Below are 14,211 nucleotides of genomic sequence, written 5' to 3'. Positions count from 1 at the left end.
TGTTTTTTCGGACGAGCGCGCACGCTCAGAAAGCCAAACCGTCCGGTTCGTTTTCGACGGTTGAAGCCGCCTGAAGCACTTCCGGCGCGATCTCCGGCAGCACCGAGCCGAAGCGGATATGCGCCTCGCGCACCGGCGCAAACGACCGGCGATGATGCACGCACGGCCCATGCTCACGCAACGCGCGAAGATGCTGCGGCGTGCCATACCCCGCATGCACATTGAACCCGTACATGGGATGCACCTCGTGCAGTTCCACCAGCATGCGATCGCGCGTGACCTTGGCGAGAATCGACGCGGCGGAAATCTGTTTGATGAGCGCATCGCCGCCGATCACGGCTTCCGAGCGGATGGCGAGCGTCGGGCAGCGGTTGCCATCGACCTTGACGAGCGTGGGCGCGACGGCGAGACCTTCGACCGCGCGCTTCATCGCCAGCATGGCCGCGTGCAGGATGTTGATCGTGTCGATCTCCTCCACGCTCGCCGACGCGACGCAATACGCCAGCGCCCGGTCGACGATCTTCTCGTACAGTTCCTCGCGCCGTTTTGCGCTCAACGCCTTGGAATCGTCGAGTCCGTTGATGCGCGGTTTGGTCGAATCGAAGATGACGGCGGCGGCGACCACCGGCCCCGCGAGCGGACCGCGTCCGGCTTCATCCACGCCGCAGATGATGTCGAACGGCGAACTGAAATCGAGCCCGCCCTGCGTGGACCCGGGCGTCTGTCTGGGCTGTCGCGCCATTACCGCGGCCTCCGCGTGTCGAGCACCCGCGCGACGGCTTCCGCCGCTTTCTGCGACGTGTCCTGACGCAGCGCGAGATGCATGTCGGTGAAGATGTCCGTCAGGGTACGGCGGTTGGCTTCGTCGTTCAACTGTTTCAGCGTGGCGTCCGCTAGCGCTTCGGGCGTGGCGAAGTGCTGAAGGATTTCCGGCACCACGAAGCGGCCCGCCAGAATGTTCGGCAAGCCCACGTAAGGCAGATAACCCTGACGCTTCATGATTTGGCCCGTGAGCCAGGGCACCTTGTACGAGATGACCATCGGCTTCTTGAGCAGCGCGGCTTCCAGCGTGACGGTGCCGCTTTTCACGAGGATGGCGTCGGCGGCGGTCATCGCGGTTTGCGCGCGGCCATCGGTGATCGTGAGCGATAGCGTGGGATGGGCGTCCACCAGCGGTTGCAGCAGCGCGCGCAAGGCGGGATTGGCGGCAGGCATCAGAAAGCGCACGTTCGGTTCGCGGCGCTGCATGATTTCCATTGCATCGAAAAAGGTCGGGCCGATCAGTTCGATCTCCGAACGGCGGCTGCCCGGCAGCACGGCGATCACCGGACCGCCTTCGGGCACGCCGAGTTCGCGGCGCGCGGCGGCTACATCCGGTTCGAGCGGGATTTCATCGGCGAGCGGATGACCGACGTAGCTCGACGCGACGCCCGCCTTGTCCATCAGCGCGATTTCGAAAGGAAACACGCAGAGCATGTGATCGACGGCCTTCACGATCTTCTTGATGCGCCCGCCGCGCCACGCCCAGATCGACGGACACACGAAATGCACGGTCGGAATACCGGCTTCGCGCAGCGGTTGTTCAAGCCCGAAATTGAAATCCGGCGCATCCACGCCGATGAACACGGACGGCGGCTCCGTCAGCAATTGCCGTTTGATCTCGCCGCGAATGCCGAGAATCTCGGGAATGTGTTTGAGCGCTTCGACATAGCCGCGCACGGAGAGCTTGTCCATCGGCCAGTGCGCTTCGAAACCGGCGGCAATCATGCGCGGACCGCCGATGCCGCTATAGCGCGTGCCGTCCGGCAACACGCCCTTGAGCCCATGCAGCAGCGACGCCGCCAGCAGATCGCCGGACGGCTCGCCCGCGACCATCGCCACGCGCGGCGGAGGAGTGATCAGCGTCATCGTGCGGCGCGATCAGCGGATGATGCCGCGCTGCGACGTCGAGATGAAATCGAGGAAGTCTTTCACGGGCGCGTCGCCGTCGCCGCCAGCGGTCGCTAGATCCTTCAATTGCAGCTTGGCTTCTTCCAGCGACAGACCGCTCTTATAGACGATGCGATAAGCCTGACGCAGCGCCGAAATGGCATCCGGCGAGAAGCCGCGACGGCGCAGCCCTTCCACGTTCATGCCGTGCGGCTCGGCCTTGTTGCCCGCCGCGATCACGAACGGCGGCACATCCTGCACCAGCGCGGACGCACCGCCCAGCATGGAATGCGCGCCGATGCGCACGAACTGATGCACGCCCGACATGCCGCCCACGATCGCGTGATCGCCGACGATCACGTGCCCCGCCAGTTGCGCGTTGCTCGACATGATGACGTTGTCGCCCAGCCGGCAATCGTGGCCCACATGCACGTACGCCATGATCCAGCAATCGTTGCCGATGGACGTCACCCCCTGATCCTGCACCGTGCCGGTATGCAGCGTGGTGAATTCGCGGATGGTGTTGCGGTCGCCGATTTCGAGCCGCGTGGGCTCGTCGCGATACTTCATGTCCTGCGGCCGCCCGCCAATCGACGCGTAATGGCCGATGCGGTTCTCGCGTCCGATGGTCGTGTGACCTTCGATCACGCTATGCGAGCCGACCGTCGTGCCCGCGCCGATGACGACATGCGCACCGACGATGGCATACGGCCCGATCTCGACGGTTTCATCGAGCTGGGCGCCCGGCTCGACTATCGCGGTAGGGTGAATCTTGCTCATGCGGTCTCGCCTCTGCAGTTCTTTACGATGACACGGCGCTCAGGCGTCCGTGTTCTTGACGGTGCACATGAGCTCGGCTTCGGCGGCGACCGCGCCGTCCACTTCGGCGCGCGCCTTGAACTTCCAGATGCCGCGCATGTACCGTTCGAACGTGACGTTGAGGATAAGCTGATCGCCCGGTTCCACCACGCGCTTGAAACGCGCCCCGTCGATACCGACGAAGTAGTACAGCGTGTTGGTCGGATCGTGCGGCTCTTCCGCGAAAGTCAGCAGCGCCGCGGTCTGCGCGAGCGCTTCGAGAATCAGCACGCCGGGCATGACCGGGCGCGTCGGGAAGTGGCCCTGAAAATACGGCTCGTTGATCGTCACGTTCTTGAGCGCTTTGATGCTCTTGTGCGGCTCGAGTTCGAGCACGCGATCCACGAGCAGGATCGGATACCGATGCGGCAGCAGCGTGAGGATCTTGTGGATATCGAGATTGATTTTTTCTGTGCTCATGGTCGTTCTGCTCACGCGCCTGTCGTTGCGCGGAAATTTGACTGCGGGCGATGGCGATCAACGCTTGCGCCCGCCTCGGAAAATTGTCGTTATTGCTTGTGCGGTTGTGCGGTTTTGCTAAAGAGCGCGTTCAGGCGCCATCGCTTTCGCGTTCGCCCAAAGCTGCTTCCAGCGCCTTGATGCGGTCGCGCAGTTTGTCGAGATTGCGCACGAGCGCCGCGCTCTTGTTCCAGTCCGCGTGTGGCACGGCCGGGAACGCGCTGGTGTACATGCCCGGCTTCGTCAGCGACTTCGACACGCCCGACTGCGCCGTGACGATCACATAGTCCGCCAGCGTCACGTGGCCCGCGATGCCCACCGCGCCGCCAATCATGCAGTGCTTGCCGATGTTCGTGCTGCCCGCGATCCCCGCGCATCCGGCAATCACCGTGTACGCGCCGATGCGGCAGTTATGCCCGATCTGCACGAGATTATCGATCTTCACGCTCTGCTCGATGACGGTATCCGCCATTGCGCCGCGATCGATCGTGGTGTTCGCGCCGATCTCGACATCCTCGCCGATATCCACGGCGCCGACCTGCGGAATCTTGACCCACGTGCCGGTGCGTGCGTCGCCTTCGCCCACGAAATCCGGCGCGAAGCCGAAACCGTCCGCGCCGATCACCGCACCCGCGTGCACGATCACGCGCGCGCCGAGCTTGCAGCCGTGATAAACGGTGACGTGGGGATAGAGATGCACATCGTCGCCGAGCGTGACGCCCGCGCCCACGGACACGCCCGCATCCAGCTTTACGCGCTCGCCGATGACCGCGCCCGCTTCGACCGTCGCATGCGGCCCGATCACCGCGCTCGCCGCGACCTTCGCCTGCGGATGCACATAAGCACTCGGATGCACGCCCGCCACGGCCTTCGGCGCGGCCAGATCGATAAACGCCTGAGCCACGCGCGCGAAATAAGCGTAGGGATTGGGCGTGACGATGAAATTACTGTCATCGCGCCGGGAGAGCTTTTCAAGATCCGCCGGTGCGATGAGCACCGCGCCCGCGCGCGTGCTCTCCACCTGCGGGAGATACTTCTGATTGGCCAGAAACGCCAGTTGCGTGGGGCCCGCCTTGTCGAGCGGCGCCAGACCGTCGACGCGTTGCGCGCCCTGCCCGACGACTTCGCCGCCGAAACGTTTCACCAGATCGTCGAGGGTGATCGCCATGCCTGAAGCCATGCGTCTTCCAACTCCTCGTCAGTTCGAGTTCGGACTCGTGCCGCTCGCCGCATTCGGCGAAGCCGCCGCGAGCGCCTTCAACACCTGATCCGTGATATCGATGCGCGGACTCACGTACACCGCTTCCTGCACGATCAGATCGTAATGCTGCTGCTCGGCAATCTGCTTGATGACCTTGTTCGCCCGGTCCAGCACCGCCGCGAGTTCTTCATTGCGGCGCTGGTTCAGGTCTTCGCGGAATTCGCGCTGCTTGCGCTGGAAGTCCTGATCCAGTTGCGCCAGATCGCGCTGACGTGCTGCGCGGTCGGTCGGCGACATCGAAGCGCCGTTCTTGTCGATGTTGTCGGACATTGCCTTCAAACGCTGCGCCGTGTCCTGCAACGCCTTGTCGCGCTTCGAAAACTCCTGTTCGAGCTTGGACTGCGCCGCTTTCGCCGCCGACGACTCGCGCAGAATGCGATCCGAATTGACCGCCGCGATGCGCGCTTCCTGCGCGCTCGCATGCGTGGCCATGCCAAGACCGAGCACCATCGACAACGCAAGCGCCGACGCTGCGTGTTTCGAAAGCTTACCGGTTCGCAAAGTGTTCCTCACGTTACGTCGAAACGATGGATATGCGTGCGCGTCGGTCATTAGAACGCCGTACCGATCTGGAACTGGAACTTCTGGTACTGATCGCCTTCGTGCTTCTGCACCGGGAAGCCCAGGCTCAGCTTGAGCGGGCCGATCGGCGAAATCCACGCGAGACCCACACCGTAACCGTAACGCAATCCGTTCGCGCCCGTGCTGGTGCCGCCCTGGCCCGGGTCGCCCCAGACGTTACCGGCATCGAGGAAGGTGAACACGCGCAGCGTGCGGTCGTAACCCGTGCCCGGCAGCGGGAAGGTCAGTTCGATATTGCCCACCGCCATGCGCGAGCCGCCGATCGGGTCGTTCGTGGTTCCGTCGCGCGGACCCAGCGAGCTCGGCGAGTAGCCGCGCACCGAGCCGATACCACCCGCGTAGTAGTTCTTGAAGATCGGGTACGTCTGGCCGTCGAGGCCCTTGCCGTAACCGCCCTGCAGGTTGAAGCCGAGCACGAAGCCGCGCGCGAACGAGTAGTAATACTGGAACTGCGCGTCGAACTTCGCGTAAGTCGTGTTGCCCAGCGGCGTGCCGTATTCCGCGTTCGACTGAATGTAGTAGCCGCGGCTCGGCACCAGCGCGCTGTCGCGATTGTCACGCGACCAGCCGGCGGTCAGCGGATAGTTGTTCACCACCCGGCCGAATTCCTTCACGTAGTTCTGGTAGGACTGCGGCGTGGCGGAATCCACGTCCATGGTGTTTTGCTCGGCGCCGACGCCGAAGAACACCGTGTCCTGCTCCGAGAACGGAATACCAAACTTGGTATCCGCGCCCATCGTGATGATCTTGAAGCTCGAATCCGTCGAGTAGTACAACGGCTCGTAGGTGCGGTAGTACGCGTCCGTGATCCGCTTGATGCCGTCGATCGTGAAGTATGGATCGACCTGCGTGACGGTCAACGTGCGGTACGTCTTCGCGGTATTCACGTTCACCGACAAGCTCGTGCCCGAACCGAACACGTTGTCCTGCGAAACACCCGCCGAGAGCACCACCTTGTCGGTAGAGGAGAAACCCGCGCCGAGCGTGATCGCGCCGGTCGGCTTTTCGTCGACCTTTACATCCACGTCCACCTGGTCGTTGGTGCCTTCCACCGGAGTCGTGGTGACATCGACATTGGTGAAATAACCGAGACGGTTGATGCGGTCCTTCGACAGCGCGAGACGGCTCGAATCGAACCACGAGCTTTCGAGCTGACGCATTTCACGGCGCACCACTTCGTCCCGCGTGCGCGTATTGCCGACGATATTCACGCGCCGCACATACACGCGGCGGCTCGGATCGACCTGCAGCGTGAGCGTGACCGTGTGATGCACCTGATCGATTTCCGGCTGCGCGTTGACCTGCGCGAACGCGTAACCGTACTCGCCGAGCTTGTCGACGATGGCCTTGGTGGTGGCCTGAAGTCTTTCGGCGGAGAACAACTGACCCGGCTTCACCGTGATCAGCTTGCTCAACTCCGGCTCGCGGTCGAGCAGATTGCCCGCGAGTTTCACGCTGCTGACCTTGTACGGCTCGCCTTCATGAATGGCGATGGTCAGGTACATGTCCTTCTTGTCCGGCGAGATCGACACCTGCGTGGAGTCGATGCTGAACTCGAGGTAACCGTGATTCAGGTAGTACGACCGCACATTCTCGAGGTCGCCCGTGAGCTTTTCCTTCGCGTACAGGTCGCTCTTCGTGTACCACGAGAACCAGTTCGGCGTGGACAACTGCATTTCGCCCAGCAGCGTGCTCGAACTGAATGTCTTGTTGCCGACGAAGTTGATCTGGCGGATCTTCGCGCTCGGACCTTCGGCCACGGTAAAGAGAATGGCCACGCGGTTGCGGTCCACCGGCGTCACCGTGGTGGTGACTTCGGCCGCGTAATAGCCGCGCGTGAGGTACTGGCGCTTCAGTTCCTGTTCGGCGCGATCAAGCAGCGCCTTGTCGTACGAGCGGCCTTGCGACAGACCGACCGAGCGCATGGCCTTGGTGATGGTGTCCTTGTCGAACTCGTGCAGGCCCGCGAAATCGATGTTCGAGATCGCCGGGCGCTCCTGCACCTGAACGATCACCACGTTGCCTTCGGTCGCGATCTGGACGTCGTTGAAGAAGCCCGTTGCATAGAGTGCGCGAATCGCTTCGGAGGCCTTGTCGTCGTTGAATGTGTCGCCCTGCTTGATGGGCAGATACGCAAACACGGAACCCGGTTCGATGCGTTGGAGACCTTCGATCCGAATATCCTGCACAACGAACGGCGTGGTGGCGTGTGCCGCCATGCCCGTTGCGGCGAGCGCCGCGGCCACAGCCGTCTTAGGAACAAAGCGATGAGGTTTGAACAACGTGCTTCCCCAAATATTAAAGCTGCATTCGTTCCGGCGTTCGCCCGAAGAACGACGCCAGAATTTTTAAAAATGGATCAAAAACGGATCAGGCGTGCGAGGTCGTTGAATAGCGCGATCATCGACAAAGCGACGATACAGACCAGACCCGCCCGTTGCAGAACCAGCTGCCAGCGATCGGACACCGCTTTGCCGGTAACAGCCTCAACCAAATAATATAACAGATGCCCACCGTCCAATACCGGAATCGGTAACAAGTTCAACACGCCGAGGCTGATGCTGACCAGCGCGAGAAACGAAACGAAGGCAGCCACGCCCAGCCGCGCGCTCTTGCCCGCATAGTCGGCGATGGTGACCGGTCCCGACAGGTTCTTGAGCGATGCCTCGCCGACGATCATCCGCCCGAACATGCGCAGGGAATACATGCTGATATCCCATGTGCGGTTCACGCCCAGACGCAGGCTTTCGACCGGACCGTAACGCACGTTGACGCTTGGCAATTGATTGGCGAGCGCAGCACCGATCCGACCCATTTCCTTGCCCGTCGATGCATCGTGCTTCACGTCCGGCGTGACCGTGAGCGTCTGGCTTTTCGCCTGCGCGCCCGTGCCGCGTTCGATCGTGAGCGTCACGGGCTTGCCGCCGTGCGCCTTCACATAGTCGATGAAGGTCGTCGCGTTATCGACCGGACGGCCATCGATGGCGCGCAGTTGGTCCCCCGCCACGAGTCCGCTCTTTTGCGCCGCGCTTCCCGCCTCGATACCCGCGACCGTCAAGGTGCCACCGCCCGGCGTGAAACCGAGCTTGTCCATGAAATCCTGCTCGGCCTGTTCGTCGGTGATGCCGGACACGCTCACCGGAAAGTCGAAGTTGCCCTCATGCGTCTTGGCCGTCAGCACGACCCGCCGATGATCGAACGAGGCATCGAGCAGCTTCCAGCGCAGATCGGACCACGAACGAATCGCGTGCGTCTCGCCGCCGGATGCATCGCGCATCGAAAGAATGGTTTCGCCGCCTTCGAAGCCGGCGCGCGCAGCGGCGGTATTGGGCGTGGGCGTGGAAACGATGGCCGCAGGCTCGGTGACGCCGCCCGCGAACACCGCCGCGAACAGCACGATAGCCAGCAGAAAGTTGGCGACCGGTCCCGCCGCGACAATGGCGATGCGCTTGATGACCGGCTGACGGTTGAACGCGCGCGGCAGGTCTTCGGAAGGAATGCTGTCCTCGGATTCGCGCTCGTCGAGCATCTTCACGTAGCCGCCGAGCGGCAGCGCCGCGATGGTCCATTCCACGCCGGTCTTCTTGCTGACCCAGCGCACCAGCGGCGTGCCGAAACCCACGGAGAAACGCAGCACTTTCACGCCGCACATTCGCGCGACGCTGTAATGACCGAATTCGTGGACGACGACAAGCACGCCAATCGCAACGACGAAGGCGACGATTTCGGTCAGAAAGTTCATAACGGCCTCAATGGGCGATGGGCTCGGCGCCCGGCGCGCTCGCGGTGAGCCCGGCGACAAAACGGGACGCGAGACGGCGCGCGTTCGCATCGGCGGCGAGCACGTCGTCGAGCGCACCGGCGCTCGTGTTGGGCAAGGCGTTCAGCACGCGTTCCACGACTTCGCCGATCGCCATGAAGCCGATGCGGCGCGCGAGGAACGCTTCCACGGCAATCTCATTCGCCGCGTTGAGCGCCGCGCTGGCGATGCCGCCTGCATCGAGCGCCTGAATGGCGAGCGCGAGACACGGAAAGCGCGTGAAATCCGGCTTTTCGAACGTGAGTTGCGCGATCTGCGCGAGATCGAGCGGCGCGACGCCCGAATCGACACGATCCGGAAACGCCAGCGCGTGCGCGATCGGCGTGCGCATGTCGGGATTGCCGAGTTGCGCGAGCACCGAGCCGTCGGCGTAGGACACCATCGAATGGATCACGCTTTGCGGATGAATCAGCACTTCGATGCGCGAGCCGGGCAGATCGAACAGCCAGTGCGCCTCGATGACTTCGAGGCCCTTGTTCATCATGGTCGCGGAATCGACGGATATCTTGCGGCCCATCGCCCAGTTCGGATGCTTGCAGGCTTCATCGGGCGTCACGTTGACGAGCGACGCTGGTTCGCGCGTGCGGAACGGTCCGCCTGACGCCGTGAGAATGATCTTGGAGACGCCGCCGTGCAGCTTCGCTTCCTTGTCCGCGCACGGCGGCAGGCATTGGAAGACCGCGTTGTGCTCGCTGTCGACCGGCAGAAGGATCGCGCCGTGATCGCGCACGGCATCCATGAAGATCTGGCCGGACATGACCAGCGCTTCCTTGTTCGCCAGCAGGATGCGCTTGCCGGCGCGCGCGGCGGCAAGCGTGGGCGCGAGGCCCGCCGCGCCGACGATGGCCGCCACCACGGTATCGCATTCCGCTGCGCGCGAGACGTCCACTAGCGCATCCGGGCCGTGCATCACCTCGGTCTTGCAACCTTCCGCGCGCAAGGCGGCGGCAACGTGCGCGGCGGTGTCGGCGTCGCCGACCACGGCGACTGCCGGCGCAAAGCGCAGGCATTGCGCGATGAGCTTGTCGCCGTTGCGATGCGCCGTGAGCGCATGGACCGCGAAACGGTCCGGGTGCCGCGCCACCACGTCGAGCGTGCTATCGCCGATCGAGCCCGTGGAGCCGAGCAATGTGAGACGTTTTTGCATAAATTCTTCTCTAGCCGAACTAGCCGAGCATCAGCAGTGCGATCGGCAATACAGGCAACAGGGCGTCGATGCGGTCGAGCACGCCGCCGTGTCCCGGCAGCAAGCCGCTCGAATCCTTGACGCCCGCCTGGCGCTTCAGGAGCGACTCGAACAAATCGCCGACCACGCTGAACGCGACGAGCACCGTCAGCGCGAGGAGCGCCTTCACCCAGCCGAGATGATCGACCAGACCCGTGAACACGGTGGGCGCATAAAAACCGGTGGCGGCAGCCAGCGCGCCGATCACCATCACGGCCACCCAGCCGCCGATGGCGCCCTCCCAGGTTTTGCCGGGACTGATCGACGGAGCGAGTTTATTCCGGCCGAGGGCTTTTCCGGCGAAGTATGCGCCTATATCAGCCAGCCAGACTACTAGCAGAAGCGATAGCACGAACGCCACGCCGACAGCGCGGGCTTCCACCACGGCATGCCAGCAGGCCACGAACACGACGATTCCCGCGAACAAGAGGAACGCGCGCCACGCGCCGCTTGCCAGCGCGGGCTTGCGCATCAACGCGTAGGGACCGGCGAGCACCCAGAAGATCGCCGCCATTTCGTAAAGCGGTTTCGCGGTGACGCCAAAGAATGTGCTGAGAATCAGCGCGATGCCCGCAACCAGCGCATAAGCCACCGGTCCTGCCGCGTTGAGCTTGAGCAATCGCCCCCATTCCCACGCAGCGAAAACCACGACAAAGCCGATCAACGCCCCGAACACGCCAATCGGCGCGAACAGTGTGACAGGCACGAGTATCGCGAGCAGGATGATCGCCGTGATGACACGGGTTCTTAGCATGAAAGGGTGTCGGCCTTCTGCGATTGAGACGCGAGTTGCGCGCTGGTGCGGCCAAAGCGACGTTCGCGGTCGCCATACGACTCGATGGCGCGATCGAGCGCGGCTGCATCGAAGTCGGGCCAGTAGGTATCGGTGAAATAAAACTCGGTGTAGGCGAGCTGCCACAGCAGGAAGTTGCTGATGCGCTGCTCCCCGCCCGTGCGGATGAACAGGTCCGGTTCCGGCGCGTAGGCCATTGCGAGATGCTCGGCGAAGGACTCGTCGTCCACGCGCGCGGGCACGCCCTGCTCCAGCGACTGCGCGATGAGCTTTTTCGTCGCCTGCATGATGTCCCAGCGCCCGCCGTAGTTGGCCGCGATGGTCAGCGTGAGACGCGTATTGCGCGCCGTCTTGGTTTCGGCACGTTGAATGAGCGCGCGAATCTTGTCGTCGAACATGGCGGTGTCGCCGACCACGCGCAGGCGGATGCCGTTCGCGTGCAGCTTGCCGATCTCGCGTTCGAGCGCGGTGACGAACAGGCGCATGAGGAACGATACTTCGTCGGTCGGACGACGCCAGTTCTCGGAACTGAAGGCGAAGAGCGTGACGAATTCGACGCCGCGCCGCGCGCAGCTTTCGACGGTCGCGCGCACCGCATCGACGCCACGCGTATGACCGGCCACGCGCGGCAGGCGCCGCTCCGTCGCCCAACGGCCGTTGCCGTCCATGATGATCGCGACGTGACGCGGGACGGCTGCGACATCGGGCACGGTAACGGTAGAGCTGGTATAGGTCATGGCCGCTGAATCTTGTAATCGGGAGGATGTGATGCCAGCCTCAATGTAGGGCACCGAGGCTGGCGGGACCGTATCTACGGTCTCACACCGTCATGATTTCGGCTTCTTTGGTCTGGACGAGCTTGTCGATTTCAGCGACGAACTTGTCCGTGAACTTTTGAACGTCGTCGGAGGCGCGGCGCTCGTCGTCTTCCGAGATTTCCTTTTCCTTGACGAGCTTCTTCAGTTGCTCGTTGGCGTCGCGGCGCAGATTGCGCACGCTGACCTTCGCCGTTTCGCCTTCGCTCTTCACGACCTTGGTCAGTTCGCGGCGGCGTTCTTCGGTGAGCGCGGGCATCGGCACGCGGATCAGGTCGCCTTGCGTGGCGGGATTCAGCCCGAGGTCCGATTCGCGGATCGCCTTCTCGACGACCTGAACCATCTTCTTTTCCCACGGCTGCACGCCGATCGTGCGGGCATCGACCAACGTCATGTTGGCGACTTGCGAGATGGGCACGTTCGAGCCGTAGTAATCGACCTGAATGTGATCGAGCAGCCCCGTGTGGGCGCGGCCCGTGCGAATCTTGGCGAGATCGGCCTTGAAAGCTTCAATCGACTTCTGCATCTTCTGATCGACGCTTTTTCTAATGTCAGCCACAGACATATGAACCTCCGAAAACTTGGTTTTGCCGGCGTTCGACGGCGCCCTCGCGCATGGCCATGACCTGCTGCGCGGCGCCGTTTCACGCGAGAGTTTACACGTGGACGAGCGTCCCTTCGTCGTCGCCCTGCACGATCCGCTTGAGCGCGCCCGGCTTGTTGATCGAAAACACGCGGATCGGCAGCTTCTGGTCGCGGCACAGCGCGAAGGCCGTGGCGTCCATCACCTGCAGATTGCGGCCGATGGCTTCATCGAAGCTGATCGTGCTGTAACGCGTTGCAGTCGGATCTTTCTTCGGGTCGGCGGAGTATACGCCATCGACCTTCGTTGCTTTCAGAACCACTTCAGCGCCGACTTCCGAACCGCGCAGTGCCGCGGCCGTATCCGTGGTGAAGAACGGGTTGCCCGTGCCCGCCGCGAAAATGACCACCCGGCCTTCTTCGAGCTGGCGGATGGCGCGCGGACGAATGTACGGTTCGACCACCTGATCCATGCGCAACGCCGACTGCACACGCGCTTCGATACCGGCGTGACGCATGGCGTCCTGCAACGCGAGCGCGTTCATCATGGTGGCGAGCATGCCCATGTAGTCGGCAGTCGCGCGATCCATGCCGGCCGCGCCGCCCGCGACACCGCGGAAGATGTTCCCGCCGCCGATCACGACGGCCATCTGCGTGCCCAGTCGCACTACTTCAGCGATATCCGCCACCATCCTTTCGATCGTTGCGCGATTGATGCCGAAGGCATCGTCGCCCATGAGGGCCTCGCCGGAGAGTTTGAGGAGTACGCGTTTGTAGGCTGTGGGCATATGAGTTTCCGATCGCGCCGAGGAGGGTTGCAACAACGTAGAACTGTAGGGGTGAAACAATATTTACCGCAAGCGGCCCGGATCGGGCGGCGGGCGCGGCCGCTCAGGGTTTTCCCTGAACTACCGCGCCCGCTTCGCCGTGCCATGACAGCATCGGCGTCTTAAAAGCGACTTAGGACTGCTTGGCCGCCGCGACTTGCGCCGCCACTTCGGCCGCGAAGTCGTCCTGACGCTTCTCGATGCCCTCGCCGACCACGAACAGCGCGAACTTCTGCACCGACGCGTTGGCTGCCTTGAGCATCTGCTCGATGGTCTGCTTGTCGTTCTTCACGAACGGCTGGTTCAGCAGCGAGACTTCCTTCAGGTACTTCTGCACCGAACCGTCCACCATCTTGGCGACGATTTCAGCCGGCTTGCCCGATTCCGCGGCCTTCTGCTCGGCGATGCTGCGTTCCTTCGCGATCAGTTCGGCCGGCACGTCGTTGCTCGACAGCGAAACCGGCTTCATCGCGGCAACGTGCATGGCGACATCCTTGCCGACTTGCTCGTCCGCGCCCGTGAACTCGACCAGCACGCCGATACGCGTGCCGTGCAGATACGAGGCGATCTTGTTGGCGGATTCGAAGCGCACGAAGCGGCGGATCGACACGTTTTCACCGATCTTGCCGACCAGCGCCAGACGCACGGCGTCAACGGTCGAGCTTTCCAGCGGCAGCGCCGACAGCGCAGCCACATCAGCCGGGTTCTTCTTCGCAGCCAGTTCAGCCACGGCATTGCCGAATGCCAGGAAGTCGTCGTTCTTGGCAACGAAGTCGGTTTCGCAATTCAGTTCGACGAGCACGCCCACGCCGCCTTCAACGTGCGCGGTGATGATCCCTTCCGCCGTCACGCGCGATGCCGCCTTGCTCGCCTTGTTGCCGAGCTTCACACGCAGCAGTTCTTCCGCGCGCGCCAGGTCGCCGTCGGCTTCGGTCAGCGCCTTCTTGCATTCCATCATCGGCGCGTCGGTCTTTGCGCGCAGTTCTGCCACCATGCTTGCGGTAATTGCCGCCATCATTCGCTCCTTGAGTCTGTTTGATACGTGCCGCCGGCTTTACAG

Annotated in this window: 14 protein-coding genes; all 14 read right to left on the bottom strand. The window is 63.1% G+C overall.

The features are described 5' to 3' along the window. Window positions 1–25: 25 nt before the first annotated feature. Window positions 26–742, bottom strand: a complete 717-nt coding sequence (gene rnhB, locus ACZCWR_RS09910; RefSeq protein ID WP_487300597.1) for a ribonuclease HII — start codon at window positions 740–742, stop codon at window positions 26–28. Further along, on the bottom strand, window positions 742–1,908 hold the full coding sequence (gene lpxB / locus ACZCWR_RS09905; protein WP_487300596.1) for a lipid-A-disaccharide synthase: 1,167 nt from the start codon (window positions 1,906–1,908) through the stop codon (window positions 742–744). Before lpxB ends, rnhB begins: the two co-directional genes overlap by 1 nt. A gap of 12 nt (window positions 1,909–1,920) precedes the next feature. Continuing rightward, on the bottom strand, window positions 1,921–2,709 hold the full coding sequence (lpxA, locus tag ACZCWR_RS09900) for an acyl-ACP--UDP-N-acetylglucosamine O-acyltransferase (protein WP_487300595.1): 789 nt from the start codon (window positions 2,707–2,709) through the stop codon (window positions 1,921–1,923). A 39-nt stretch (window positions 2,710–2,748) separates the two neighbouring features. After that, window positions 2,749–3,207, bottom strand: a complete 459-nt coding sequence (fabZ, locus tag ACZCWR_RS09895) for a 3-hydroxyacyl-ACP dehydratase FabZ (protein ID WP_487300594.1) — start codon at window positions 3,205–3,207, stop codon at window positions 2,749–2,751. A 130-nt stretch (window positions 3,208–3,337) separates the two neighbouring features. Then, window positions 3,338–4,414 (bottom strand): UDP-3-O-(3-hydroxymyristoyl)glucosamine N-acyltransferase, encoded by a 1,077-nt coding sequence (gene lpxD, locus ACZCWR_RS09890; RefSeq protein ID WP_487303295.1) that lies wholly within the window; start codon window positions 4,412–4,414, stop codon window positions 3,338–3,340. A 30-nt stretch (window positions 4,415–4,444) separates the two neighbouring features. Continuing rightward, the gene (locus ACZCWR_RS09885) at window positions 4,445–4,957 is read right to left on the bottom strand and encodes an OmpH/Skp family outer membrane protein (RefSeq protein WP_487303294.1); all 513 of its coding nucleotides are present in this window, start codon (window positions 4,955–4,957) and stop codon (window positions 4,445–4,447) included. A 101-nt stretch (window positions 4,958–5,058) separates the two neighbouring features. Further along, window positions 5,059–7,371 (bottom strand): outer membrane protein assembly factor BamA, encoded by a 2,313-nt coding sequence (gene bamA, locus ACZCWR_RS09880; protein ID WP_487300593.1) that lies wholly within the window; start codon window positions 7,369–7,371, stop codon window positions 5,059–5,061. Between the two features lie 77 nt (window positions 7,372–7,448). Beyond that, window positions 7,449–8,831, bottom strand: a complete 1,383-nt coding sequence (gene rseP / locus ACZCWR_RS09875) for an RIP metalloprotease RseP (protein WP_487300592.1) — start codon at window positions 8,829–8,831, stop codon at window positions 7,449–7,451. 7 nt (window positions 8,832–8,838) lie between these two features. Beyond that, entirely contained in the window at window positions 8,839–10,056 is a 1,218-nt protein-coding gene (locus tag ACZCWR_RS09870; protein ID WP_487300591.1) for a 1-deoxy-D-xylulose-5-phosphate reductoisomerase, read from the bottom strand. Between the two features lie 19 nt (window positions 10,057–10,075). Then, complete coding sequence (locus ACZCWR_RS09865; protein ID WP_487300590.1) at window positions 10,076–10,888, bottom strand: phosphatidate cytidylyltransferase; 813 nt, start codon at window positions 10,886–10,888, stop codon at window positions 10,076–10,078. Next, a complete protein-coding gene (gene uppS, locus ACZCWR_RS09860) occupies window positions 10,882–11,664 on the bottom strand; it encodes a polyprenyl diphosphate synthase (RefSeq protein WP_487300589.1) in 783 nt (260 codons plus the stop codon). Before uppS ends, ACZCWR_RS09865 begins: the two co-directional genes overlap by 7 nt. An 82-nt stretch (window positions 11,665–11,746) precedes the next feature. Beyond that, window positions 11,747–12,307 (bottom strand): ribosome recycling factor, encoded by a 561-nt coding sequence (frr, locus tag ACZCWR_RS09855; protein WP_487300588.1) that lies wholly within the window; start codon window positions 12,305–12,307, stop codon window positions 11,747–11,749. A gap of 91 nt (window positions 12,308–12,398) precedes the next feature. Next, window positions 12,399–13,112, bottom strand: coding sequence for a UMP kinase (pyrH, locus tag ACZCWR_RS09850; protein ID WP_487300587.1), 714 nt, complete (start codon window positions 13,110–13,112; stop codon window positions 12,399–12,401). Between the two features lie 172 nt (window positions 13,113–13,284). Further along, window positions 13,285–14,166, bottom strand: coding sequence for a translation elongation factor Ts (gene tsf / locus ACZCWR_RS09845; RefSeq protein WP_487300586.1), 882 nt, complete (start codon window positions 14,164–14,166; stop codon window positions 13,285–13,287). Window positions 14,167–14,211 lie beyond the last annotated feature (45 nt).

The organism is Caballeronia sp. A2-2 (assembly GCF_057612605.2).
This window is presented reverse-complemented; position numbering and strand designations above follow the sequence as displayed.